Annotated in this window: 27 protein-coding genes; 3 read left to right on the forward strand and 24 right to left on the reverse strand. The window is 60.3% G+C overall.

Features of this window, described 5'->3' with window-relative positions:
* Window positions 1-122 precede the first annotated feature (122 nt).
* The 7 genes from GTO91_RS09170 to GTO91_RS09195 all read right to left on the reverse strand — a co-directional run bounded on the left by GTO91_RS09170 (window position 123) and on the right by GTO91_RS09195 (window position 8,363).
* Window positions 123-1,220, reverse strand: a complete 1,098-nt coding sequence (locus GTO91_RS09170; protein WP_161258138.1) for a sialidase family protein — start codon at window positions 1,218-1,220, stop codon at window positions 123-125.
* A 197-nt stretch (window positions 1,221-1,417) separates the two neighbouring features.
* Window positions 1,418-4,300: a formate dehydrogenase subunit alpha gene (gene fdhF, locus GTO91_RS09175; RefSeq protein WP_161258141.1), complete on the reverse strand. Its 2,883-nt coding sequence runs from the start codon at window positions 4,298-4,300 to the stop codon at window positions 1,418-1,420.
* Between the two features lie 14 nt (window positions 4,301-4,314).
* Entirely contained in the window at window positions 4,315-6,294 is a 1,980-nt protein-coding gene (gene nuoF / locus GTO91_RS09180) for an NADH-quinone oxidoreductase subunit NuoF (RefSeq protein ID WP_161258143.1), read from the reverse strand.
* 14 nt (window positions 6,295-6,308) lie between these two features.
* Complete coding sequence (gene nuoE, locus GTO91_RS09185; protein ID WP_235919411.1) at window positions 6,309-6,737, reverse strand: NADH-quinone oxidoreductase subunit NuoE; 429 nt, start codon at window positions 6,735-6,737, stop codon at window positions 6,309-6,311.
* Entirely contained in the window at window positions 6,701-6,865 is a 165-nt protein-coding gene (locus tag GTO91_RS18115; protein WP_235919414.1) for a hypothetical protein, read from the reverse strand. Before GTO91_RS18115 ends, nuoE begins: the two co-directional genes overlap by 37 nt.
* Window positions 6,838-7,419 carry a 5-formyltetrahydrofolate cyclo-ligase gene (locus GTO91_RS09190; RefSeq protein ID WP_161258149.1) on the reverse strand — a complete coding sequence of 194 codons (582 nt, stop codon included), beginning with the start codon at window positions 7,417-7,419 and terminating at the stop codon, window positions 6,838-6,840. Before GTO91_RS09190 ends, GTO91_RS18115 begins: the two co-directional genes overlap by 28 nt.
* Before the next feature lie 266 nt (window positions 7,420-7,685).
* On the reverse strand, window positions 7,686-8,363 hold the full coding sequence (locus GTO91_RS09195; protein ID WP_161258151.1) for a redox-sensing transcriptional repressor Rex: 678 nt from the start codon (window positions 8,361-8,363) through the stop codon (window positions 7,686-7,688).
* Window positions 8,364-8,625: 262 nt separating this feature from the next.
* Between GTO91_RS09195 and GTO91_RS09200 the strand changes: the two genes are divergently transcribed.
* The 3 genes from GTO91_RS09200 to GTO91_RS09210 all read left to right on the forward strand — a co-directional run bounded on the left by GTO91_RS09200 (window position 8,626) and on the right by GTO91_RS09210 (window position 10,950).
* Window positions 8,626-9,048 carry a PadR family transcriptional regulator gene (locus GTO91_RS09200; RefSeq protein ID WP_170294170.1) on the forward strand — a complete coding sequence of 141 codons (423 nt, stop codon included), beginning with the start codon at window positions 8,626-8,628 and terminating at the stop codon, window positions 9,046-9,048.
* A gap of 232 nt (window positions 9,049-9,280) precedes the next feature.
* Window positions 9,281-10,267 (forward strand): 4Fe-4S dicluster domain-containing protein, encoded by a 987-nt coding sequence (locus GTO91_RS09205; RefSeq protein ID WP_161258154.1) that lies wholly within the window; start codon window positions 9,281-9,283, stop codon window positions 10,265-10,267.
* A gap of 2 nt (window positions 10,268-10,269) precedes the next feature.
* Entirely contained in the window at window positions 10,270-10,950 is a 681-nt protein-coding gene (locus GTO91_RS09210; protein ID WP_161258156.1) for a formate dehydrogenase subunit gamma, read from the forward strand.
* Between the two features lie 166 nt (window positions 10,951-11,116).
* Here GTO91_RS09210 and GTO91_RS09215 read toward each other — a convergent pair whose 3' ends face one another.
* The 17 genes from GTO91_RS09215 to GTO91_RS09295 form a co-directional block, all read right to left on the reverse strand.
* Complete coding sequence (locus GTO91_RS09215; RefSeq protein ID WP_161258159.1) at window positions 11,117-11,833, reverse strand: metal-dependent hydrolase; 717 nt, start codon at window positions 11,831-11,833, stop codon at window positions 11,117-11,119.
* Window positions 11,834-12,455: 622 nt separating this feature from the next.
* On the reverse strand, window positions 12,456-13,100 hold the full coding sequence (locus GTO91_RS09220; protein ID WP_161258162.1) for a class II aldolase/adducin family protein: 645 nt from the start codon (window positions 13,098-13,100) through the stop codon (window positions 12,456-12,458).
* A gap of 120 nt (window positions 13,101-13,220) precedes the next feature.
* Window positions 13,221-14,270 carry a tRNA (adenosine(37)-N6)-threonylcarbamoyltransferase complex transferase subunit TsaD gene (tsaD, locus tag GTO91_RS09225; protein ID WP_161258165.1) on the reverse strand — a complete coding sequence of 350 codons (1,050 nt, stop codon included), beginning with the start codon at window positions 14,268-14,270 and terminating at the stop codon, window positions 13,221-13,223.
* A gap of 13 nt (window positions 14,271-14,283) precedes the next feature.
* Window positions 14,284-14,586, reverse strand: a complete 303-nt coding sequence (locus tag GTO91_RS09230) for a hypothetical protein (protein WP_161258168.1) — start codon at window positions 14,584-14,586, stop codon at window positions 14,284-14,286.
* A gap of 72 nt (window positions 14,587-14,658) precedes the next feature.
* Complete coding sequence (locus GTO91_RS09235) at window positions 14,659-15,237, reverse strand: class I SAM-dependent methyltransferase (RefSeq protein WP_161258171.1); 579 nt, start codon at window positions 15,235-15,237, stop codon at window positions 14,659-14,661.
* Between the two features lie 22 nt (window positions 15,238-15,259).
* Window positions 15,260-16,054: a methyltetrahydrofolate cobalamin methyltransferase gene (locus GTO91_RS09240; RefSeq protein WP_161258174.1), complete on the reverse strand. Its 795-nt coding sequence runs from the start codon at window positions 16,052-16,054 to the stop codon at window positions 15,260-15,262.
* Window positions 16,055-16,163: 109 nt separating this feature from the next.
* Window positions 16,164-16,553: a CBS domain-containing protein gene (locus tag GTO91_RS09245; RefSeq protein WP_161258177.1), complete on the reverse strand. Its 390-nt coding sequence runs from the start codon at window positions 16,551-16,553 to the stop codon at window positions 16,164-16,166.
* A 77-nt stretch (window positions 16,554-16,630) separates the two neighbouring features.
* Window positions 16,631-17,176 carry a ribosomal protein S18-alanine N-acetyltransferase gene (gene rimI, locus GTO91_RS09250; RefSeq protein WP_161258180.1) on the reverse strand — a complete coding sequence of 182 codons (546 nt, stop codon included), beginning with the start codon at window positions 17,174-17,176 and terminating at the stop codon, window positions 16,631-16,633.
* A 2-nt stretch (window positions 17,177-17,178) separates the two neighbouring features.
* Complete coding sequence (gene tsaB / locus GTO91_RS09255; protein ID WP_161258183.1) at window positions 17,179-17,982, reverse strand: tRNA (adenosine(37)-N6)-threonylcarbamoyltransferase complex dimerization subunit type 1 TsaB; 804 nt, start codon at window positions 17,980-17,982, stop codon at window positions 17,179-17,181.
* Entirely contained in the window at window positions 17,946-18,500 is a 555-nt protein-coding gene (gene tsaE / locus GTO91_RS09260; RefSeq protein WP_235919424.1) for a tRNA (adenosine(37)-N6)-threonylcarbamoyltransferase complex ATPase subunit type 1 TsaE, read from the reverse strand. The genes tsaB and tsaE overlap by 37 nt, the downstream gene beginning before the upstream one ends.
* 179 nt (window positions 18,501-18,679) lie before the next feature.
* Window positions 18,680-19,249 (reverse strand): uracil-DNA glycosylase, encoded by a 570-nt coding sequence (locus GTO91_RS09265; RefSeq protein ID WP_161258186.1) that lies wholly within the window; start codon window positions 19,247-19,249, stop codon window positions 18,680-18,682.
* A gap of 142 nt (window positions 19,250-19,391) precedes the next feature.
* Entirely contained in the window at window positions 19,392-20,198 is an 807-nt protein-coding gene (locus GTO91_RS09270) for a Dam family site-specific DNA-(adenine-N6)-methyltransferase (RefSeq protein ID WP_161258190.1), read from the reverse strand.
* 148 nt (window positions 20,199-20,346) lie between these two features.
* Window positions 20,347-20,781, reverse strand: coding sequence for a response regulator (locus GTO91_RS09275; protein WP_161258193.1), 435 nt, complete (start codon window positions 20,779-20,781; stop codon window positions 20,347-20,349).
* Between the two features lie 254 nt (window positions 20,782-21,035).
* A complete protein-coding gene (locus GTO91_RS09280) occupies window positions 21,036-22,253 on the reverse strand; it encodes an amidohydrolase (protein WP_161258195.1) in 1,218 nt (405 codons plus the stop codon).
* Window positions 22,254-22,257: 4 nt separating this feature from the next.
* Window positions 22,258-23,259: an asparaginase gene (locus tag GTO91_RS09285; protein WP_161258197.1), complete on the reverse strand. Its 1,002-nt coding sequence runs from the start codon at window positions 23,257-23,259 to the stop codon at window positions 22,258-22,260.
* A 32-nt stretch (window positions 23,260-23,291) separates the two neighbouring features.
* On the reverse strand, window positions 23,292-24,452 hold the full coding sequence (locus tag GTO91_RS09290; RefSeq protein ID WP_161258199.1) for an HD-GYP domain-containing protein: 1,161 nt from the start codon (window positions 24,450-24,452) through the stop codon (window positions 23,292-23,294).
* Window positions 24,452-25,189, reverse strand: coding sequence for a gamma-glutamyl-gamma-aminobutyrate hydrolase family protein (locus GTO91_RS09295; RefSeq protein ID WP_161258201.1), 738 nt, complete (start codon window positions 25,187-25,189; stop codon window positions 24,452-24,454). Before GTO91_RS09295 ends, GTO91_RS09290 begins: the two co-directional genes overlap by 1 nt.
* Window positions 25,190-25,193 lie beyond the last annotated feature (4 nt).

Below are 25,193 nucleotides of genomic sequence, written 5' to 3' on the forward strand. Positions count from 1 at the left end.
CCATGACCGTTCCGGAACCGTGACCGTCTAGGTTCACGACCGTTCCGGGTCCATTAGGTTAATGAAAACATCGTTACGAAAGGTTCCCAAATTTGTTCTCGCTTTTCGCCATCAAACCCTGCTTATTCCCTATCCCTTTCGGCGTCGATTAAAACATCCAGTTCCCGCCAGGGCAACGCCGCAGCGCGGATGGAAGGTTCACCCTCTTCATTTCCATGGTAATAGACGATGACCAGGTCATCATCGACAAGGCCGAGATCGGTGTATCCCCCGTCATAGGGGTTGCCTTCGTAATGGTCAATCGTCAGACTCGGCGCATCGATTCGCGCTGGCTCGTCCCGTCTGTCGCTATTGCCATCGGAGCCGGCAGCGCAACAAGCATCCCCAATGGGCGTCTCGCCCGATCGCAGGAAGCGAACCGCAACAGCGCTCTTCTCCTTCGCCAGCAGTTCCCGGTAGGTCAGCGCGATGCCGCCCGGCAGGGTGACGGCCATGGGCGCGTGGGCTCTTGAAATCATCCTTCGAGGCGTCGACCAGCGCTGGAGATCCTCCGATTCAGCCAGCCAGATGCCGAAGGGCGAAATGTCCTGACGGCTGAACATCTGGTAGCGGTTGCCGTCAAAGACGACAGTGCTTTCGTTCAAGACGGCGCCGTCGATGCCGCTAGGCAAATAAGATAGAAGGTCCCAATGTTCAAAATCGTCAGTCACGATGACGAGGGGTCGGGTAAACCCCTCCCCCTTCAGAATCCCGTAGGCGGGAAAGATAAAGCCCGCCGGGCTTTTGACGGCCTTTCCGTAAAAAACGATCCACTCGACGCCTTTTAATTCGACAGCACGGCGTTCGGTGAAACGAGGCTCGTCAGCGACAGAGACGAAGGCCGGACAAATCCTCCCCCGCATGTATGTACGGGTGCAGAGGGTAAAAAGGTCCTCGTCGAGCCGGGAGACGATAGCGTCAATCTCGTTCTCACTGCGGAAGACAACGTCGTCTTCCCCGGCGTCGAGAAAGCCCTCCTCGGATTCATGACGCATCCGTTCCAAGAATTCGCCCTTGTCCAGTTGCAGACAGCGCACCGCTCCATCCACGCCATGGCACTGGCGGGCGCTGGTCACTCCCTGGCGGTAGAAGACATAGATCTTGTCCCGGTATTCCGTAAAAGTCGGAAAAGCGGAATAGAGGTTCCGCTGCCTCGGCACCAGCGTTCTCCGCGCGATCATCTCGATCCCTCCACTGCCACAGCCCTGTTCGGCTACGCTCATCTATTGGTGATTATACCCCTTCGGTTCCGTCGAAACGCAAAAAAAGCGCCTGGTCCCGCGATTTTTTCGCGGACCAGGCTTCGCGTTGCTTAACACTGGCATTGCTTTAGAAGACGCGCTTGACAGGAGACCTCATTCGCTTCATTCAGCAACAACTATACCAGGACCCGCTTGCCCACAGGCGGCAGATATCCGCTGGGCGGATCGACGATTTCGACGCTGCAGGCGCAAACCTTCAGTTCCGGGATTTTGGCCACAGGGTCGACGGCGCTGTTCGTCAGGGCGTTGACGGCTGCCTCTGAAAAGTGGAAGGAGGTGAAGACCGTTCCCGCGATGATGCCTTCTGTCAGCCGCACAGGGAGGGAGATGGCGCCCCGGCGAGTGGAGAGGCGGACCCAGTCTCCGTCCGTCAGTCCAAGATGGGCTGCGTTATCGGGATGCATCTCCAGGTGTTCCTCGGGATAAATCGCCTCCAACTCAGTCCGGCGGCTCATCGTCCCCGTGTGGTAATGGAAGAGGCGGCGGCCGGTCGATAGCACGAGGGGGTACTCTTCATCGGGCGCTTCGGCCGGAGGCAGGTAGTGGACGGCGTGGAATCGGCCCTTCCCCCGGGTGAAGCGCTCCACATGCAGGCGAGGCGTTCCGGGGTGATCGGTCGCCGGGCAGGGCCAGCAGAGCCCGCCTTCCCTGTCGAGACGGTCGTGGCTGATCCCGGCGTAGGAGGGCGTAAGGCGGGCGATCTCCGCCATCACCGCCGCCGGGTCAGCCAAGTCAAAGGGTCTACCAAGCGCAGCCGCGAGATCGACCACGATCCGCCAGTCAGGCCGCGACTGGCCGACGGGGTCGATGGCCTGCCGCACCCGCTGCACCCGCCGTTCCGTGTTGGTGAAGGTTCCTTCCTTTTCGGCGAAGGAACAGGCCGGCAGCACCACATCAGCCAGTTGAGCCGTCTCGCTCAAAAAGATGTCGACGGCAACGAGGAAATCGAGCCGTTGCAGCGCTTCCACAACGTGGGCGCTGTCCGGGTCGGAAAGGACCGGGTTCTCCCCGACGATCAGCATCGCCTTGAGTTCCCCTACAAGGGCGGCTTCGAGCATCTCGCCGACGGTGAGGCCCGCCTTGGCCGGCAATTCGGCCGTGTCGAGGCCCCAATCGGCGGCGAACTTGGCCCGGACAGCCGCGTCTCCCACAGGCTGGTAGCCAGGGAAGACGTTGGGCAGCGCGCCCATGTCACAGGCGCCCTGCACGTTGTTTTGACCGCGCAAGGGATTGACGCCGCTCCCCTCTTTGCCGATATGACCTGTCAAAAGGGCCAGGTTGGCGATAGCCATCACATTATGGGTGCCTGTGCGCTTTTGGGTGATCCCCATGGTGTAGAAGATGGAGGCCCGCTCGGCCCTCGCATACCGCCGGGCCGTCTCCCGGATGACCTCCGGCGCGATCCCTGTAAGCGACGCCGCCCATTCGGGCGAACAGGCGACGACAGCCGCTTGCAATTCTTCGAATCCTTCCGTCCGTTCCTCGATAAACCGCCTGTCCTGAAGCCCTTCGGCGATGATCACATGGGCCAGGGCGTTGAGCAGCGCCAGGTCGCCGCCGGGACGGATGGCCAGGTGCTCCGTCGCAGCCGCCGCCAACTCCGTCTTGCGCGGATCGATGACGACGCAGGGCGTCCCCCTGCCGATGGCCTGCAGCAGTTTCTGGGCGAGCACAGGATGGGACTCGGTCGTGTTGGACCCGATGACGAGGAGAAAGTCGCTCTTGGCGATATCGGCGATGGGATTGGTCATCGCCCCGGAGCCGAAGGCGGCGGCCAGGCCGGCCACTGTCGAGGCGTGGCAGAGGCGGGCGCAGTGGTCGATGTTGTTGGTGCCCAGCACGCCCCGAGCAAAACGGTTGATCAGGTAGTTCTCCTCGTTCGTCGCCTTGGCGGAAGCCAGCACGCCGAAGGCGTCGCCGCCACAATCGCTCTGAATCGCTTGAAACCGCTCCGCCACGACGTTGAGCGCTTCCTCCCAGGAGGTTTCGACAAAGCGCCCCTCCTTTTTCACCAGGGGACGCCGGAGCCGCTCGGGATGATGGATGAAGGAGAGGCCGAAGCGGCCTTTGACACAGAGGTGGCGGCCGTTGACCGGCGCATCGACGGCCGAGGCGACGCCGATGACCTCCTCCGGCTCGCCGGCGATAGGCCGCCGGATGACCTCCAGGTCGAAGTTGCAGCCGGTGCCGCAGTAGGGGCAGGTGGTCCGCACCTTGCGGCGAACATCCCAGGGCCGGCCCTTCCCGGCCTTTGTTTTTTCGGTGAGCGCGCCTGTGGGGCAGAGGGCGACGCAGGATCCGCAAAAAACACAGTCCGAATCGCCGAGCGGCTTTTCAAAAGCAGGCGCCACCGTCGTCGCGAAACCACGGTGCGCGTAATCCAGGACATGGCGGCCCTGGATTTCGGCGCAGACGCGCACACACTTGCCGCAGAGGACACACTTGTTCATATCCCGCCGGATGAAGGGGTTGGAATCATCGACGGGATCGCGGCGGCGCTCCCCGTCGAGGGCGGAACCGGCGACGGGGAAGTCGGCGCCATACTCGTAGGCGTAGGCTTGAAGCCGGCAACTTCCCGCGCGCTCGCAGCGCAGGCAGTCTTTCGGGTGATTGGCCAACAGCAGTTCCAGCACCGTCCGGCGCGCCTGCACAACCGTTTCCGTGCGGGTGCGGACGACCATCCCCGGTGAGACGGCGGTGACGCAGGATGGGGGGAGGTTCCGCATCTTCATCATCCCGCCTGCTGTCGGGACTTCGATTTCTACGACACAGAGGCGGCACGAGCCGGGGTTGGTCAACTCCGGATCATGGCAGAGGGTCGGGATGTCGATGCCGAGTTGCCGGGCCGCCGCCAACACGGTCGTGCCTGCCGGAACAGAGATGGACTGTCCATCTATCGTCAACGCGACGTTTTCAAGGTTCGCTTGATCCTTCGTCTGCGCCTCGGGCTGAACTTTGGTCTTGTCATTTGTCAGAGCTTGGGCGCTGCCTTGTTTCATCGTCGTCTCTCCTCCTAGCGGCGTATGACAGCGCCGAACTTGCAACGTTCCAGGCAGACGCCGCACTTGACGCAGCGGGTCTCGTCGATCACATAGGCCTCCCGCGGCTTGCCGGTGATGCAACCGACAGGGCAGTGACGGGCGCAGAGGGTGCAACCGCGGCATTTATCCGCGTCGATGCGGTAGGTCAAGAGGGCCGCGCAGAGGCCGGCGGGACAACGCTGGTCGTTGATGTGGGCCTCATACTCGTCCCGGAAATAGCGCAGTGTCGTCAAGACAGGGTTGGGCGCAGACTGACCGAGGCCGCAGAGCGAGGTGGCCTTGATCACGGCGGCCAGCTTTTCCAGCGCCCCCAGGTCTTCCTCACGCCCTTTGCCTTCGGTGATCCGCGTCAGGATCTCCAGCATCCGTTTCGTCCCTTCCCGGCAGGGGGCGCACTTGCCGCAGGACTCCTGCTGGGTGAAGTTCAAAAAATACCGGGCGATGTCGACCATGCAGGTGGACTCGTCCATGACGACGAGACCGCCGGAGCCGACCATGGCGCCGGCTTCCAGCAGGGTTTCATAATCGACAGGCGTGTCGAGGAGCGACTCAGGCAGACAGCCGCCGGAGGGGCCGCCGATTTGGACGGCCTTGAAGGCCTTCCCGCCCTGGATGCCGCCGCCGATGGCGAAGATGATCTCCCGCAGGCTGAGGCCCATGGGGACCTCGACGAGTCCCGTGTTGTTCACCTTGCCGGTGAGGGCAAAAACCTTCGAGCCTTTCGACCGACCGACGCCCATGGCGGCGTACCAATCTGCGCCGCGGCGCAGGATGTGGGGGATATTGGCAAATGTTTCCACGTTGTTGATGTTGGTCGGCTTGCCCCAGAGCCCCTTGACGGCGGGATAGGGCGGCCTGACGCGAGGCATCCCCCGGTTGCCTTCAATAGAGGTGAGCAACGCCGTCTCCTCGCCGCAGACGAAAGCGCCGGCGCCGGCTTTGACGTGAACGCGAAAGGAAAAGCCGCTGTGCAGGATGTTCTCTCCGAGGAGGCCGCAGGCTTCCGCCTGGGCGATGGCCCTTTGCAGGCGGCGGATGGCGAGGGGGTACTCGGCCCGAACGTAGATGTACCCCTCCCGGGCGCCGATAGCGTAACCAGCGACGAGCATCCCCTCCAACACGGCGTGGGGGTCGCCCTCCAGAACCGAGCGGTCCATGAAGGCCCCCGGGTCGCCCTCATCGGCGTTGCAGACGATGTACTTCTCTTCTCCCGGCGCGCCGGCGGTGAACTCCCACTTCTGGCCGGTCAGAAAACCGGCGCCGCCGCGTCCGCGCAGGCCGGAACGCTTCACCTCTGCGATCACAGCGGCCCGTTCCATGGCAAGGGCCTTGAGAAACCCCCGATAGCCCTGGCGAGCCAGGTACTCGCCCAGGTCCTCCGGGTTGATGTGGCCGCAGTTGGCCAGCACGATCCGGTGCTGGCGCGCATAAAAAGGAATCTCCGGGTAACAGGTTACGGCCTCCCCCCCAGGAAGCCGGTAGAGCAGCCGGTCCACCCTTTGGCCCCCGGCCAAGTGGGTATCGACGATATCAAGCGCGTCGGCTGCGCTGACGCGGCGGTAAAAGGTTTTGCCCGGTTCAACGACGATGATCGGCCCCTGCTCGCAAAAACCGTGACATCCGGTGAGGGCGATCTCCACCTGACTGGACATCCCGCGTTGCTCTACCGCCTCCCGGAGCGCCGCCACGACGGGAGCGCCGCCGGAGGCGATGCAACCGGTGCCGGCGCAGACGAGCAGCCGCCAGCAGGGGGACTCGTTGATTTGATTTTGCGTTGGCCTTTGCGCCTGGGCTGCCCCTTCGACAGCCTCGATGCGCCCTTGCCGGGCCTTCCGGCATTGTTCATCGTCATGGCAGAGAGGACCCTCGGTCCGACAGCGCAGGTATTCCCTACAGGGTGTCTCCGGTCGATGGGCGCACCGCTGGCAACAGGGATCCATCAAACTTTTCATGTCAGGGGGCCTCCTCATTCGTACCGGGCCAGGATGCCCGGCAGGCTCTCCGGCGTCAATCGTCCATGGGTGTCGTCATCGATCATGATCACCGGGGCCAGCCCGCAGGCGCCGATACAGGCCACCGATTCGAGGGTATACCGCAGGTCCGCCGTCGTCCCGCCGTCCTCGACACCCAACTGCCGGCGGAGCGCCTCAAAAATCCGGGCGCCGCCGCGGACATGGCAGGCCGTGCCCAGGCAGACGCGGATCACATGGCGTCCGCGCGGCGTAAAATGAAACTGGGCGTAAAACGTGGCCACGCCATAGACCTGGGCCGCAGGCAACCGCAGCGTCCGGGCGATCCGTTCCATCGCCGCTCCCGGCAGATAACCGTAGATCTCCTGCGCCCCTTGCAACAAAGGGATCAAAGCGCCTCGCTCTTCCCGATATTTTTCCAGCAATGCGGCAAGGCGCCGGTCTTTTTCGGTTTCCCTTTTTGTTTGATCTGTTTGGCCTGTGTGATCTGTTTCTTCTGTTCGATCTGCTCGACAGCACCGGCATTCAGCCATGGGCGCGTTCCTCCCTGCAATCGATGACCCCGCTCTCGGTGATGATCCAATCCATGGGGATGTCGTGGTCATCGGGGCATATCTGATGTGCGATCTGTAAGTCAAAGGCGAGGGCGATTTTCTGCGCCTCCGGGCGCAAAGAAGGAAGGAAACGGTCATAATACCCGGCGCCGTAACCGAGCCGGTTGCCCTGCCGGTCAAAGGCGACGCCGGGCACGATCACCAGATCCAGCGAAGCGGGTTCGACAGGAACCACCGTCGCCGGCTCCAAGATCCCCCAGGTTCCCGGTTGCAGATCCTCCGGGTATCGCTCGATGCGCCCGGCGGTCAGACGGCGCGCGCCTCCTTCACAGACCGGCACCGTCACCTGCTTCCCCCTGTTCAGGCTATGAGCAAGGATTTCCCCCGTTTCCACCTCTCGGCGGAAATCGACGTAAATCATCACCGTCGAAGCTGACACATAGGCCGGCATCGCGAACAGGCGTTGAGCGATCAAACGGCTTTTCGAGGCAATCTCCTCCGGTGTCAACCTGTTGCGTCCATGCAATGCCCTCTGGCGCAGGTTCTCTTTCAAACTGCCACCCTCAATTCGACAAAATCATGTCATGTTCATTAAGATTCGTCGTAAAGCGCTCAATCCCTCGTCCGGCTAAGTGACGTTTTATGGTTCTTAACCATGGATGCAGGCGCTCGTGCAGCACTGCTAATCAAGGCAGCCGCCCATCCATTAGCCAACGACAAAGAGAGGGCAAAAGGCAAAAAAAAAGAAGGCCCCATGGCCTTCGGAACGCTCGGAACAAACGAAAGGAAGCAGGAAACCGAACAGGGTTGCGAGAAATATTAGCGAACGGCGATCCCGCGCGTGTTGGACGCCTGGGGTCGCAGACCGTTGTCGTTGAGGTTTTGCGTGAACCGCATCAGGTCAAAGTAGACCGTCAGGTCGACGTTTTGCACCTGCGCTTTAGAAGGCCCTTTCAAGATGATGGGCGAGAAGTTGAGAATCGCTTCGATTCCGAGATCGGTCAGTTGCTGGGCAACCGCCTGGACAGCGTCAGCGGGCACAGCCAGAATCGCCATGCGAACGCCGTGCTCTTTGACGAGCTTTTCCGCTTCTTCCCAGGAGACGACGGTTTTGTCTATGATGGTAGAACCGACTTTTTCAGGATCCGTGTCCACCAGCGCAACCACGTCGAATCCACGTTGACGGAATCCCGGGTAGGCGGCCAGGGAGGAACCCAAGTGACCGGCGCCGACGATGATCACGGGCCAGTTGCGATCTTGGCCCAGGAGCTTGCGGATATTGTCCCGCAGTTCCCGCACATTGTAGCCTACGCCGCGAACACCAAACTCCCCGAACATGGACAGGTCCTTGCGGACGACGCCCGAATTGATCCCCACGGCATCACCCAACTCCACCGAGGAAATGATCGGGACACCGCGTTCTTCCAACTGTTCAAGGATCCGCGAGTAGAGCGACAAACGCATGATTGTCGGCTCAGGCACCTTGAAAAACTTCACGTCCTCATCCCCTTCATTGATGTCAAATTATGTGCGTTGGGTTTACCTTGGATATCGTTTGTCCGATATCCTATGAATGTTTGTCTATCTGTAATTTAACTATACATGCGATAGTTTCCACATGCAATACCTTTTTTGCAACTTTTGCGTAAAGTTTGCAACATTTTTTTTAATCCCCTTTTTGACATCTCCTATCGGATGATCATAATATAGAGATGGGGGTCTATTCCCCTGTGATCTGCTCGAAAGGAGACCATGGGTTATGTCCCGGCTTGTTGATTCTTGTCAAGCGGAGGTGAACTCCCTCCCTTACACGGTCGGACGCATCAACCGCTTCGTCCAACCGGCGCTGCTCCTGCTGCTCTCGGAGAAGCCGTCCTATGGCTATGAACTCATGGAGCGGATCGGCGAACTGGTGCTATTGGATGGACCCACCGACCCTGCCCTGATCTACCGCACCCTGCGCCGGATGGAAGAAGAGCAGTTGGTGTGTTCCAAATGGCAGACCGGGGAAAGCGGTCCGGCCAAACGTTGTTACGAGTTGACCGACAGAGGTGTCGTGACATTGCATAGATGGGCCCGGGAAATCGCGCGACACCGCAGCGCCCTCGATGACTTCCTCTTCCGCTACCGCAGCCACTTTGATCAATCCTCGCAAAGAGAAAACATGCAGGACATCGGTTGAACGATGTCGCAACTCCGCTCTACGAGCGGAATTTTTGTTTTAAACACTTTTCCCTTGCCATACTGGGTTTGGGTATAACCCGGGGGCTGCTCAACACTTCTCCCTGTTATTTGTAAAATCATGCCGCCTGGCTTTTGAATCCATTGACACGATATACCCCTATGGGGTAGATTAAAAGCAGCGAGGGCCCTCTCGGGGCGCCCTGATTGTTCACATCAAGGAGGGAGCCCGTATGACCGATGTAAGCCGGAGAACCTTTTTCCGGCGCGCTATCGCCTCCGGCGTCGCCGGCGCCGGCGTGCTGACCTTTGGCCCGAACGGACCGGCCTTCGCCGGCGCCGACGCTGTGGGAACGATGATCGACCTGACTCGCTGCGACGGCTGCGCCGGCGAAAAGACGCCTCGTTGCGTCGCCGCCTGCCGCCAAAAAAACCAATCCCGTTTCCCGGAGCCGCAGAAACCGATCGAGAATTACTGGCCCCAGGACAAGCATGAAGACTGGTCAGATAAGCGGCAAGTGACCAACCGGCTCACACCTTATAACTGGACCTACGTGCAAAAAGTGACGGTGCAGCATGAGGGGAAGCAGCAGGACATCTATGTGCCGCGCCGCTGCATGCACTGTGACAATCCCCCTTGCGCCGACATCTGCCCCTTCAGCGCCCAGACGAAAAAGCCTGAAGGGCCTGTCATCATCGACAAGGATCTCTGCTTCGGCGGCGCCAAGTGCCGCGACGTCTGTCCCTGGGGCATTCCGGCCCGCCAGGCCGGTGTGGGCCTCTACACGAAATTGCTGCCCAAATACGCCGGCGGCGGCGTCATGTTCAAGTGCGACCTCTGTCTCGACCGCATCCGCCAGGGCGAATCGCCGGCCTGTGTCGATGCCTGCCCGAACAAGGCCATCTCCTTCGGGAAAAAAAGCGAGATGCGGGCAAAGGCTCAGGAGCGGGCTCAGCAGATCGGCGGCTACATCTACGGCGAGAAGGAAAACGGCGGCACCTCCACCTTCTACGTCTCCGCTGTGCCCTTTGAAGCCATCGACCAGGCGATGAAGGAGCAGGCTGTCGACGGGAAACCGGGCCGCCCCGCCATGCCGGTCAACGCCAAGAACATCATGGACAGCGCCAACGGCAAGGTCACCGGCATGATGGTCGCCCCGGTGGCCGGCGTCATCGCCGCCGGTGTCGTCGCCTACCGGACCATGAAGGGAGATGAGTGACGATGGCGGGAAAAACGCAGAAGAACTTCCCTGCCTCCGGCAAGGTGCGCCGTCACGGCCTGATCCCCCGTTTCGTCCACTGGCTGGCTGCCTTCTCCATCTTCTCCCTCTTCTTTTCCGGCTTCGGGCAGATGCCCCTCTACAAACGCTATATGCTCACTGAGGTTCCCGGCATGGCCTGGTCAGGCAACTTTGAAATCACCCTGAACATGCACTATGCCGGCGCCGTCCTGCTCATGTTCATCGTCGCCTTTCACCTCACCTACCACATTGTCCGGCGGGAATTCGACATCTGGCCGAAACAGGGCGATGTGGGTGAGTCCTGGCTGATCATCAAGGCCATGTTCACGGGCGGGCAGGAACCGCCCTCGGAGAAGTACCTAGCCGAACAGCGCGTGGCCTACGCCTTTATCGGGGTGAACGTGATCGCCCTGATCGCCACAGGAATGTTCAAGGTGGCCAAAAACATCCCAGGCGTGGAGATGTCCGAATCACTCATCTACGTATCGACGCTGTTGCACACCTTGACCTCGATGCTGCTGCTGATCGGCATTATCGCCCACCTGCTCGCCTTCGCTGTCCCGGCGAACCGGAATCTCCTGCCCGGCATGTTCAGCGGGCTCATTGACGCCGAATACGCCCGTCACCGGCACAGCAAGTGGTGGTCACGGATAAACGGCTAGAACGCTAGTAAGAAACAAGGAATAAGTAACAAGGGATAAGTAGATAAGGATAAGAAAACGAGGAAAAACCAATCGAAAAATAGGGAAAGCCCCGGAGACCGACGCTGGTTTCCGGGGCTTCTCTATTCAGTCCTTTTGTATCATCCGTTTCATTTTCATACTTGCCTTACCGTCCGTTGCCGTTCAAGATCAACGTCTCGCCTGGCGCCAGGACATGGCATTCTGAATCGGTCAGTTCCGTCACCACCCGTTTGAACGCCACGGCATCTTGCTCGATGACCGGGAAGGTATTGTAGTGCATCGGCACAACCATGCGCGGATGCAGCATCTTGGTGGCGTAGAGGGCGTCGTCCGGGCCCATGCCAAAGTTGTCGCCAATGGGCAGCAGGGCAAGGTCGAGGCGTCCCCCTTTCAGGAAACACATGTCGATGAGTTCCATATCACGAGTCAAACCGGTGTCACCGGCATGATAGACAGATTTGCCGCCCATATTCACCAGAAAGCCACAGGGATTGCCCACGTCAAGATGATTATCCCCTTCGACGATACCCGAGCCGTGAACGGCTGCCGTCAAGCGCACCCGGCCGAAGGGGAAATCCCGTTTGCCGCCTATAGCCATCCCATGGGCTTTTACCCCTTTTCGCTGACAGTAGCCGGCTAGCTCAAAGGAACTGATGATAGTGGCCCCGGTGCGTTTGGCGATGTCGATCGTGTCGCCGAAGTGGTCGCCGTGACCGTGGGTGACCAGGATGTAATCGGCATGAACGGTTTCCGCCTTCACCGGACAACTGGGGTTGCCTGTGAAAAAGGGGTCAATCAACACCTTCGTCTGCCCGTCATCAAGCAGAAAATTGGCATGACCAAAAAAAGTCAATTGTAACATGGTTCTATCTCCCTTCATCCAATCACTTACATCTAATGTTAACTTGTTCCATTCGCCAATCCCGGGAAAAATCCTCCCTCGGACAAGTTATCGTTCCGTTAAGGAACAAACATTTTTATCACTGGGCTGTATGTTTGAATCAAACGGCATTGCACCTATGGCTGAACCTTTGAGAAGCAACCGCAGCGAACATACTTTTGTTCGGGCAATTGCTTCTACCATTATGAACCGTCGAAGGTGGATTATACTCGGAAGAAAGCAAAAGGTTGCCTTGTCAAGGAGAGAACACTGTTATGAACAAATCCTTTTGCTTTACCGGAGTATGCTTTTGACTTTTCCACAATGTTTTCCCCAGAATCCAGGCTTATAGAATAGGGTTTTTGGGGATTTATCCACTGTATCCACAGACATCCGTTCTTCCATCCCGGTCCGAGCTTTCCACATGAAAAATCCCTGTTAAATAAGTAATCAACAGACTTATCCCCATTATCCACAGTTTTTTCATCCACAGTGGGGATAAGTCGAAGATGTGTTTGCCCCTTGACAAAAAAAGTTCCGGGACTGCATTCCCGGAATTTTCGTTCACTTATGACACGCTTTGCGAACCATACTCGACAGAATATTACCTTTGGCCATAACGTCCCAGCAGCCAGGCACGTTCCCGCTCGACCACCTCAGGCGCAAGCGCGACGGGTCCGCCGGCGAGGAAGGAGAGGAGGTAGACCATGGCGCACTCCTCCAAAAACTCTGCCAGAGAGAACGCCTGGGCAAGATCCTTTCCTACGGCGACCCCCCCATGGTTGGCTAACAAGGCGACAGGCGCATCGCCGAGGGCGCGGACGGTGTATTCGGCCAACTCGGGCGTTCCGATGGGGGAATGCTCCGCCGTCCTGACACCGCCGCCGAAGTTGACGACCATGTTGTCCAGAAAGGGGGGGATATCCTTTCGTGTGGACGCGACTGCGGTGGCATGTCTGGAGTGGGTATGGATGATCGCCTTGACATCGGGGCGGGCTTGATAGATCGCGCGGTGCAGGCCCTGTTCAATCGATGGGCGTCGCGCGCCTTCCAGGACTTCCCCGCTGTCGATGTCCACAACGACCAGGTCCTCCGGTGTCAACTGATCGTAGGCCATTTGGCTGGGGGTCACTAGCATCCGGTTTCCTTCGGGCAATCGGCAACTGATGTTCCCGCCCGATCCGGAAACGAGCCCGCGCTCGATCATCAACCGGCCATAGTGCAGTATCTGGCTACGAAGGTTCTCCATCTTGATCGTATCCTTTCCGGTCAAGGTAAAGCCCGTTTACAGCAGCATGCTTTCACCGCGAGCTTCCACAGGGCAATTTTTCAATCTGAGTCTTTGGGGGTACCTGTAATGACGCCTCCGTCACGTGCCCAAAGGCCAATCCGCCACGGCATTTAAATCAGCCGCCGCCGTCTCCCCAGCCATCAGCCGGTGATAGCCGGCACAAGCGATCATGGCGGCGTTGTCGGTGCAGAGGATGACCGGCGGCACCACTAGCCGTCGTCCCTCCGCCGCCAGGGCCTCCACAAGGCGCAAGCGCAAATATCCGTTCGCCGCCACGCCGCCGGCGAGCAGGACCGTCGATGCGCCCGTTTCCCGGGCGGCCCGTCGCGTTTTTTCAACCAGCACGTCGACGACAGCCTCCTGGAAGGAGGCCGCCAGGTCCGCCCCGTTGATCGTCTCGCCTTTTTGCTTGGCGCGGTTGAGCAGGTTGAGGACAGCCGACTTGAGGCCGCTGAAACTGAAGTCATAGCTGTCTTCCTGCAGCAAGGCGCGGGGAAGCGGATAGGCGCAGGCTTCGCCCTCGCGGGCCAGCTTTTCCACAAGCGGGCCGCCGGGGTAACCGAGCCCCAAGGCCCGGGCCACCTTGTCATAAGCTTCGCCGGCCGCGTCATCACGGGTGGCGCCCAGGATGCGGAGCTCGCCGTGGCCGGTCAGTTGGACGAGATGGGTGTGCCCCCCCGAAACGACGAGGCAGAGCAGCGGAAACTGCAAGTCCGGCTCTGAAAGAAAGTTGGCGTAGATATGCCCCTCGATGTGATGGACCCCCACCAGGGGCAGGTTCCGGGCCAGCGCGGCGCCTTTTGCGTAGGCGACGCCGACGAGCAGCGCCCCGACCAGACCCGGACCGGCAGTAACGGCGACAGCCGTCAAGTCGTTCCAAGTGATCCCGGCTTCCCGCAAGGCTTCATCGACAACGACGGTGATGTTCTCCATGTGCTTCCGTGAGGCGATCTCAGGGACGACGCCGCCAAAACGCTGGTGCGTCGGCACCTGAGAGGAGATGACATTGGACAGGATGACGCGGCCGTCCTGAAGCACCGCCGCCGATGTCTCGTCACAACTCGTCTCCAGCCCCAAGATGAAACGACCGGCCGCATGGGCCGGTCCGCGCAGTGAAAATATCGACAACTCGACTACTCCTCTACAAGACCCGCACGTTTTCCACATCAAACTCGCCGTTTGACCAGCGGCCCGCCTTTTTGACCTGGGCAGGCTGATCGGCGTCGATCAACTGGAGGACGCGCGGGTAATGAATCGTAAAACCCTCTGCCTGTCCTGTCAGGTAATACTCCGGCTGATCCGGCAAACCGGGCCGGAGCACAGGGTAGTAGATGTCCATACAGGAACATCCCCCTGATGCGCAGATCCGCGTCAGTTCCACCGTAAAAACCTCGCCCCGCTCGGCCAGTGTTTCGCGGATATCCTCGTCAATGACCCACTGCATCCTTTATTCCCCTCCTATGTTCCCCCATAGCCTTTATCATCATTATACCCCTTACCCCTATTGGCGCAACAGTCAGGCCGGTTTTTCCCCCGTGACGATGTAAAAGCCGGCGCTGACCGCCCCGATGGAGATGTGCGAAAAGCCGGCAGCCTCCAACAGTCTCGCCGCCGTCTCAGCGGGAACGCGGTGATCCCCCGGAGGCCCCATCTCGGTAAACCCGGGCGTCCAGTCGACGATCCCGATCCGGCCATGGGGCCGCAGGACGCGGTAGGTTTCGGCCAGGAGTTCTTCCCGTTGCCTGATCTCGTGAAACACAGCGACCATGGTCAACCGGTCCACGAAAGCGCCGGGGAGCGGGATATGCCCTTCCGGGTTGAGGATCCAAGCGACGTTGCGGAGACCGGCGGCCTCGCTGCGACGGCGCGCCTCCACCAGCATCCGCTCCTGCAGGTCCATGGCGAAGACATGACCTTCCGCCCCAACGACTGCGGCAGCGGGAAGGGCCAGATAGCCTGTTCCGCAGCCGAAATCGGCGAGGCGTGACCCCGCCGTAACGCCCAGACTTTCCAGGATCGACTCCGGCGGCAGCAGTTCTCGCCGGCGCGGGTTGTCCAGTTTGGCAAAGCTTCCGCTGTCAAAGACGTGGCTCATCGATTCACCTTCTTTGTAGACGTTACGTCAGCAACCCTTCCCGAAACGCCAGCAGGTAGCGCCGGAAACCGGGATCCTTTTCTAGGAGCGTCTCGGTGCTGCGCAGCGAGGCCATCAGCCCCTTGTTTTCCGGATCCAGGATCGCTCCGTCCAGGCCGGCGTAGATGGCCAGTGTCAGGAAGGTGCGGTTGAGGAGCGACCGCGCCGGCATGCCGTAGGAGATGTTGGAGATGCCGCAGAGGATGTGCACCTTCGGAAACTCCTCGCGGATGCAACGGATGATCTCGAGGCCAAAGTTGCCCCAGTGTTCATCCTCCCCGATGGGACGGATGAAGGGGTCGAGATAGATGTCCTCAAAATCGACGCCGTCGCTGACAAGTCGCTCCACAAGGGAACGGGTGACTTGCAGTTCTTCCTCCACCGTGTTCGGCACACCCCCGTCATTGAAACAGAGAGCCACCACCTTGCAGCCATAGGCCTTAACGAGCGGGATCAGCATCTGGTAGCGGCTCTCTTCCGCCGATATGGCGTTAATGATGGCCCTCCCCTTGTGAACCCGCAAGGCGGCTTCCAGGGCGAGCGGGTTGGGGCTGTCCAGGCAGACGGGCTCGTTGACAACCGTTTGCACCGTCTCGACGAGCCACCGCAAGGCGTCGGGCTCACGATGACGCAAAGTGGTGCAGTTTAGATCGAGCACATCGGCGCCGCAGAGCTTCTGCCGCAGCGCCAGGTCCTGAATGAAAGTCACGTTCCTCGATATGACAGCGCCTTCGATACCGGGGCGCGCTGTGTTGATCTTTTCCCCCACGATCAGCATCTTATCATCCCTTCTCCACTTCTTGCGGCTGCGCCGCCGCGAATCAGGGGGTTCTCTGCGGACGCGAAACCAAAAAACCCTGCCCGCGGCAGGGTGTGTCCGTTATCTGTTACTGGCCGGATTCAAGCAGGTCGGCGCATAACTGGAGGATGTCGCTCACGGAGAGGATGCCGACCACCTTCTCCCCGGCGACGACAGGCAGGCAACTGACCTTGTAGCGTCGCATCATGCGGACGCTGTCAGCCAGGGGCATCGTGGCCTCCACATAGACAGGGTTTTTGGTCATCACCCATTCCACCGGCGTCAAGGGGATCACGCCGGGGGAGCGCATGGCTTTGTCGATGTCATGAAAAGCGACGATGCCGACGAGGCGTTCCTTGTCATCGATGACCGGCAGGCGCCGGATGTTTTTCTCCGTCATCATCCGCAGGGCGTCCCGGATCGGTGTGAATATGCCGGTAGTGATTACTGGGGCGACCATCTTGTCCCGAACGATCATGGCGGCCAACCTGCCTTTCCGAATGTTTTGAAAGACTGGGTGGTAATCCATTTCGGCAAAGGCGGAGGAAATCCTCCTTACCCCTCCCCGTTCCGGGAGCGGTTTTTTGGGATGTCCAGTTCGCGCCACATGATGATGGCGTCTTCCCCCGTGTCGGTGTAATAGCCTCGCCGGCAGCCCACTTCCTGGAAGCCCCGCTTGCGGTAGAGCGCCAGCGCGTTCGTGTTGGAAGGCCGGACCTCCAGGGTGATCCGCTCCCCGCCGAGTTGGGCCGTTTCAAAAAAGATGTACTCCAGCAGCGCCTCGCCAAGTCCTTCTCCACGCCGCTCCGGGTGAACGGCGATGGTGGTGATGTGCACCTCGTCAAGGATGATCCAGACGCCGGCATAGCCGATCACCCGCTCCCCCTTCTCCGGCTCAGCGGAGAAAAGGGCGACGCGCGCCTCCTTTTCCGCCGGTTCGACACAGACCCAGTAATGGGAGAGGCGACTCTCCGTCAGTTCAGTTACAAAGGCGCTGCGGCTCCAAGGCGTCGGGAAGGAGACATGCTCGATCGCCAGGACCTCGTCCACATCCTTGACCGTCATGGGCCGGAAGTAATAGTTGACTTCTTCGTTTCCCATATCTACGCCTCCGGCGCAACCCGGCAAGCAACCGGATGCGTTCCATGCTTTTTCGCCCAGTTGACCTCCGCCTCCGACGGACGGATATACATGGGGGCCAGGTTGTGCAGGTCGTCGACGTCGCCCTGTCGCAGGCGCCGCCAGCCGAGGCGGGCCACCTGGCTGCCGCGGGGGTAGCGGGTTTCGGCGGGAGCGAAGAGGGCGCTCTCGCCGAGGGCTTCTTGAAGTAGTTCCCGGTAGACGGGAACGGCGTCGCCTAGAAAGAGGACCTGCCCGCGTGTTTCCGGCGCCTGGGGTGCTCTAGATGCTCCCGATGATTCCGGCGTTACCGGCGAATATTCCATCCGACGGCGCAACTGTTCCAGAAGTTCCTTCGGCGCGATAGCCTGGTCTTCGCCCACCTTCTCCAGGCCCCCTGCCCCACCCCGGTAGAGGCTGGTGTAGACCTCGTTCTTGCGGGCATCGAGGATTGGGCAGATGTATCCCTGAAAGGGCCAACCATTCCAGACCAGCGCCTCCAGCGTCGGCACGCCGACGACCGGCAGGCCCAGCGGGTGGGCCATCCCCTTCACCGTCGCCAGGCCGATGCGAAGGCCTGTGAAGGAGCCGGGACCGATGGCGACGGCCAACCCGGCCATGTCGGCCAGCGACAACTCCGCCAGGGCAAGCAGTTGTTCGATAGCAGGCAGCAGCCGCTTCGAATGGGGCCGGTCATTATGTAAAAAGGTTTCCGCCACCACCTGCTCATCGTCGACGACGGCCAGCGCCGTCACGCGGGTGGAACAGTCGATCCCAAGAACGTACACGTTTCTCTCCACTCCTTCACCAGGGCCTCCGGCCGCTCTCCGAGGCCGGTCAATTCAACGATTCGCCCTGCGGCGACGTTGCCCTCGACTTCGTTCACCCTTACCCCAACTGTTTCCCCTTCCTCATCCAGGTGGGAGAGTCGGATTGTCAGCGCCTCGTCGGGAATCAGGCCGCCGAGACGTTCCGGCCATTCGATACAGAGGACGCCCTCGCCGCGCAGGTAATCGGCCCAACCGATTTCCCAGACCTGATCAGGCTCGCCCAGCCGGTAGAGGTCGAAATGGTAGATGGGAACGCGTCCCTCATATTCGTGGACAAGGGTAAACGTCGGGCTCGTCACCCGTCCCCCATAACCGAGGCTGCGGGCGAGGCCGCGAACGAGCGTTGTCTTACCGGCGCCCAGGTCGCCGTGAAGCAGCAGGATATCCCCCGGTTGAACCCGTTCGGCCAGCCACCTCCCCAGTTCCTCAGTGGCCGACTCATCGGGCAGGATTGTCTGCCATCGTTGTTCCGTCAATGCGGTGGTTCCCTCGCAATCTATCCAAAAGCGTTTATAATATGCCTTTTCAAATGCGCCTTTTCGAATGCGTCTTTTCTAGCAACGTTCCTATCGTTTGTACCAGTATTCCCCTTAATCGGCGCCGACAGCCCTGTTTCTCCCTATCCTGTCTAGGCCTTTTGTCAAGACCGCCTTAATCAGATCACGGCATTGTCGTGATAAACGGCCATCACCTTCTGGATGTCCTCCCAGACCGGACGCTTTTTTGCAGGATCCCGCAACAGCGCCGCCGGGTGAAAGGTGGGCATGATCAGGCGACCATCCTTGCGCGCCCACTTGCCCCGGTCCCGTGTGATCCGGGCATTGGGATCGATCAGGGTTTGCGTGGCTAAGGCGCCAAGGCAGATGATGATCTGTGGGTTGATGATCTCGATCTGCCGATCCAGGTGAACCCGGCAGGCTCTTACCTCGTTCGGAAGAGGCAGACGGTTTCCAGGCGGGCGGCATTTCACCACATTGGCGATGTATACCTCGGGACGTGGGAACTTTCCCGCGATCAATATCCTGTCCAACAATTGACCCGCCGCGCCCACAAAAGGACGGCCCAAGCGGTCTTCTTCCGCCCCTGGCCCCTCGCCGACGAGCATCAACCGCGCTTCGGGATTCCCCTCGCCGAAGACGACCTGTCTGCAACCATCCCGCAGGGGGCAGGCGCGGCATTCCTTCACCATGGCTTCATATTCTGCTAATTCGGCTCGACGGTTCATATAGACACCCCTATCCCATCGTACACGAAAAAATCGGATATGGCAAAAGGACAATCATCAGAATAGCGCCTATCCCATCAAAAGCACAAAGCTGGCACCGTACAAAAACGATGCCAGCTTGTGTATAATCGCATACGCTCTCTTAGCCAAACAACGCCAGCAGTTCCCCCGCCTTCCCCCGGTTGGCGCCGTCACAACTGACAAACCGTTGCACATGGAAGCGCTCGATGCGGGCAGCGTCGTAGGCCTTTTGCGTAAAATCGGTGTCGTGATTGGAGATGAGCACAGAGACGCCCTGTTCGGCCAACCGGCGCGCCAGTTCGGCCAGTATCCATTGCTCCGATTCGCCGAAGCCGCCGGCGCTGTAGCTGGTGAAGTTCGATGTCTGGGAGAGGGGCACATAGGGCGGATCGCAGTAGACTACATCGCCGGGACGAGCTGTCGCCATCGTTTGGGTGAAGTCCTGGCAGAGAAACTCAGCGTCACGGGCTTTTTCCGTAAAGAACCGGAGTTCCCGTTCAGGAAAATAAGGTTTCTTGTACCGTCCCACCGGCGCGTTGAACTTGCCGCTGGCGTTGTAGCGACAGAGGCCGTTGTAGCCATGACGGTTCAGGTAGATGAAAAGGGCCGATTTGAGGACCCCATCGTCTGTGGTGTTGAAGCGTTCTCTGAATTCGTAGTACCGTTCCGGCTGGTTATTCTCCTCCGTGAAAAAGGAACGGCAGTATTCAATGAAATCTTCTCCGCCCGTTTTTACCGTCTGGTATAGGCGGATCAGATCGTCGTTGCTGTCAGCCAACAGGTTTTCCTTGAAACCGGTGTTCAGGAAGACGGCGGCGGAACCGGCGAAGGGTTCAATCAGCCGGTTGCCTGCGGGGAGGACGGCCTGGATGCGGTGGATGATCCGGTACTTGTTGCCTGCCCATTTCAAAAAAGGTCGCTGTCGCATCTACATGCACTCCCTTTGCGAATACCTTTCAGTTCGTCCCTGTCGCCCTTATCTCCTCCATTCCCTATGATTGTGAACAGATAGACGCAAAAAAAGCCCCCAAAAAGAGGGAGCTTACTCGTTAGAAAAAAGACAGAGGACGCTTGCGTTACGTTGACGTCCCGGTCTTCCGGCTCTCTGCCCCACCAGCGCAGATCAGCCAACCGCTGCCGATGGTGGCATTCCACATGCGGTCGATCCGTTCACGCAATTGGTACACATCAAAGGGCTTAGTCAGGTAGCCGATAGCGCCTTCCTGTAACGCCTGCTGGATGAGGTTTTCGTCGGAAAATGCGGTCATCAGCACAACTTTGATGTCAGGATTTTGCTTCATCATCTGCAACATGGCCTGAAAGCCATCCAGTCCAGGCATACGCACATCCATCAAGACAAAAGGGATGTCGCCCTCTTCCACTTTGCGAACCGCTTCGATGCCGTTGACGGCGGTGTATACTTTATATCCGGCGTCTTGGAGGATGATCCGCAACAGCGACCGGACACCGGCTTGATCATCAACAACGAGAATTCTTTTCCCGGCTTCCATTGGTGCCTCACCTCTCGACAAAATCCGACAATCAATTTACAGCTTATCATGTATTTACCAATTCTCCTTACTTCCGCAAATTCCTGCCGAATTTTGAATTTCCACCGGGAAAAGAGACAATTTTTTCCGAACTTTTTTGTTTTAAAATCCTCGTCATTGAACCTTTTCGGTCGACCTATCTGCTTTTCCGGCCGTTTTATCTTCTTTTATGGATACTTTTTCCTCTTTTGGGTTAGTTTTTCTGCCTTTTGCGTCTACTTTTCGGTCGAATATACCATCCTTCCCTTGATCCAGACCTGGGTGACACTGCTGCGCGTATCAAAGGGATGACCGTCCCAGAGAACCACATCGGCCTGTTTGCCCGCTTCCAGGCTGCCGACGGACCCCTCCAAGCCGAGAATGCGGGCGGCATGGAGGCTGATGGCGCGCAGTGCCGTCTCCTCGTCCATGCCGTGGCGCACGGCGAGGCCGGCGCAGAGGGGCAGGTACTGGATGGGGATGACAGGGTGATCGGTCATCAGCGCCACCAGGACGCCGGCGGCATGGAGGATGCCGGCCGTGGCCGGTGTGATTTCCCGCATCTCCACCTTGGCCCGGTTGACGAGGGAGGGGCCGACGATAGCGGGGACGCCGGCCTCAGCCAGTTCGCCGGCGATCAGGTGGCCCTCGGTGCAGTGCTCCAGCACCGCCTGCAAGCCATACTCCCGGACGATGCGCAGGCCTGTGAGCAGATCATCGGCCCGGTGGGCGTGCAGGCGCAAGGGGACCTGCCGCGCAAGCAGCGGCTGCATCGCTTCCCAGCGTAAATCGAGTTCTGGCGCTTTGGATGGCTCGCCTGCTGTCTCCGACCGCCTGCGCCCATACTCGCGCGCCCTGGCCAGCGCCTCCCGCAGCAGCGCCGCCGAGGCCATGCGGGTGATCGGCGCCTTCTTCCGCTCCGTGTAGACGCGCTTCGGGTTTTCCCCGAGGGCGGCCTTGACGGCGGCGCCGTTGCGGACAACCCGCTCGGCGAGGGGGCCGGCCGTCTTCATGATCACGGCCTGTCCACCGATAATATTGGCGCTGCCCGGCAGCACACAGACGGTCGTCACGCCGCCCCGCAGGGCGTCGGAAAAGGCGGGATCGACCGGGTTGATGCCGTCTAACGCCTGCAGGTGGGGCGTCAGCGGATCCGACGTTTCGTTCAGGTCATCGCCCTCGACCGGCGCCCCCTCTTCGACGATGCCGAGATGGCAGTGGGGGTCGATGAAACCGGGGAGGACCCGTTTCCCTCGGGCGTCAATCACCGCAACGGGCCCAGAAAGCGCAAGTCCCGCCAGTCCCACCGGCAACCTGCCATCACCGGCGTCGCCTTCAACAGCGTCGGGCCCCACAGCGATAATCGTCCCCTCATCGTCAAAGGCAACAAAGCCGGGGGAATAGTTCTCCCCGGCCAGTGTGATCACATGTCCGCCACGAATCACTGTCGCCATGGCGCTACCCTTCCAATGTAAAGGCCGCGCGCGTTTCGCCGACGACCTGTTTGACGTTGTTTTTCACGGCATAGCGGTCATGGGCAGCCAAGGCCTTGCGCTGCTCCACTGACAGGACGCCCATTTGGCTCAAGGCCTCCAAAACGATCGGTCCGAGGACCTTCATGTTGCCGTCTTCGACCTTCGCCGCCAGGCCCCAGCCCTTCTCCGGCACGGCCAGCGCATAGACGCCGTCAGCGCCGATCTTGGCGACGACGGCCCCTTTTGTCACCGCCATCAGGTCCGTATCGAGCCGCCCTGTCCCGGAGATCAGGAAGGGGTGATCGACCATGGCCTGGCGGATGCGGGAGCAGGCCTTTCGCCGTTCCGCCGTTCCGTGGTTGGCCAGGCCCAAGCGGGCGAAGGACAGGGCGATGTTCTCGAGCGGCATGCCGTAGACAGGGATGCTGCAGCCGTCGACGCCGATGACCACATCCTCCGGCTTGACGCCGGCCATGTCGGCAACGGCGGCCAGGATCTCCACCTCGGCGGGATGCTTCGGGTCGAAGTAGTTGTCGATGGGCAAACCCTTGAACAGGGCGTAGGCGAGCACGCCCGTGTGCTTGCCCGAACAGTTACAATGGAGCACAGTCGGCTTCTGCCCGGCCGCCCGCAAGGCATCGGCTGTTTTGCGATCAAAGGGGGTGTGGGTGCCGCAGGCCAGGGCGGTTTCAGCGAGGCCGATCCTCTGTAGCGATTCCAAGACGACGCGGCGGTGCTCCTCCTCGCCGGCATGGGAACTGGCGAAGATGGCCAGGTGTTCATCGCCGAGACCGAAGTGTTCCAGTCCCCCCTGTTCAACGAGGGGCAGGGTCATCAGCGGTTTTGACGAGGAACGCATATAGGTGAGGGCCGGTTCGCCCACGGCGGCGACGCGGCGCCCCTCTCCGTCGACAACGACAATCGCGCCCCGGTGACGGTTTTCCACCATGGAGCCACGGACAACTTCGACAAGTACTGCGGACATGCTGACTCTCTCCTTAGTTGTATGTTCACGTGTCAACCGTAGGAACGGACGATGCAGAGGGTCGTATGGGAAGGTTGGGACAGATCGACGGTGTGCTCATGGCGCATAGGCATGCGCCGTTCATCGAAGACGATGCGCACGACAGGGCGCGAGGGCAGTTGCGGGTTCGCTTTGACGACGATGCCGGTTTCGCCGTTGCTCAGTTGGACGGCCGAGCCGATGCGGTAGATGGTGATGCTGTCCAGCAGCGCTTTGACGATCCGTTCCGGAAAAAGGGTGCCGCTGGCGCCCATCAGATACTCGACGATCTCGACCGGGTTGTAGCCCGGACGGTGGTTGCGCGTGGACGTCATCGCCTCAAAGACATCGGCCACACCCACCAACTGGCTGAAGAGGTGGATCTGCTTCCCCTGCAATCGGCGGGGATAGCCGGAGCCGTCCAGCCGCTCGTGGTGCTGCAACGCCATGAGGGCGATCTCCTCAGGCAGCGCTGTATCCCGGACGAGGGTGTCATAGCCGTGCTCCGTATGCTCCTCGATCCGGCGGCGGCTCTCGGGGCTCAGCGCCCCATCGGCGAAGAGGACCTCCGGCGGGACTTTTTTCTTGCCGATATCGTGCAGAAGACCGCCTAGGGCGACCATGCGCAGGCTTTCCTCGGACAGCCGCATCGCCAGCCCTGTCAGCACCGCCAAAACGGCCACATTGACGGCGTGTTTAAACGTAAAGGCGTCCGTCGACTTCATTTCCAGCAGGTGGTTGATCCGGTTGCGTTCACGGAGCAGACCGCCGAACAGTGCCAGCAAATCGCTCATTTCACGGTCATGGCTCCCCTGCTGGGAGTAGTGGATGACGGCGCTGTTCACTTGCAGCAGAAGATCCTCCCGCAGCAGATCATAAAAAGCCCGTTCCTCCGGCGGCTCCTGGTCATGAACAGAGCCTGCCCCGTCGGGGGCATTCTCGTGATCTCCCGCGCCCGCCGTCGTTCGGGTCAATCGCCCCGAGGCGCCTTTGGCGCTTTTACGCGCGAGCTTTGAGGTGACCTCCACCCACTCTACGCCGAGGTTTTTTAAAAAGTGGATGCGTCGTTCATCCAGGACGGTCCCACGGGGCAAGAGCAAGGCCCCAGTCTTAGTATAGATGGGCTCGTCCAAAATCAATCCTTTTTGGACAGCGTCGATGTTGATCCGGCTCATCAACCCCCACCCCCAACGGATTCTCCCCTTTTTGCCATTTCCCCCCTACAAGCTTCGGCAAAGAGGCGGAACAATCCTCTTGACTCGGGTTCACAGTGACACAAATCTTCCGGGTGCCACTGCACCGCCATGATGAAGCCGGGCCCGATCCCTTCGAGGGCTTCGATGATCCCGTCCGGAGCGGCGGCGACAGGCCGCAGTTCCCGGCCGACGCGGTCGACAGACTGGTGGTGGAAGCTGTTGACCCGGCCGAATCCGGGGGGATAAATCTCCCGCAGCCGGCTGCCGCCGGTCACCTCAATCGAGTGGGAGGGGTGCCAGCGGGGCGCCTTCTGCTGGTGGCGCAGGGCGATCGGGCGCTGGCGAGGGATATCTTGGATGAGCGTCCCGCCCAGAGCCACGTTGAGAACCTGCATTCCCCGGCAGACGGCCAGGACGGGCAGTTGCCGCCGCAACGCCTCAGCGGTAAGGGTAAATTCCAGGGCATCCCGCTCAGGGTCGACCTCTCCCAAGGCGGCGTGGGGCTGCTGGCCGTAGCGCGCCGGGTCGATATCGCCGCCGCCGGAGAGGACGACGCCATGAGCCATGTCCAGGTAGTTCCAGGGTTCCTCCGCTGCTTCGAGCGGAACGGGCCAAACGGTGAGGCCGGCGCCGGCGAGGGCACGGCAGTACTCCCGGCGAAGCGACAATCGGCCTCGCTCAAAGGACGGCGTGAGCAACACCCGAGGTCTGGACATCGGC

This window comes from Heliomicrobium undosum (assembly GCF_009877425.1).
Lineage (GTDB): Bacteria > Bacillota > Desulfitobacteriia > Heliobacteriales > Heliobacteriaceae > Heliomicrobium > Heliomicrobium undosum.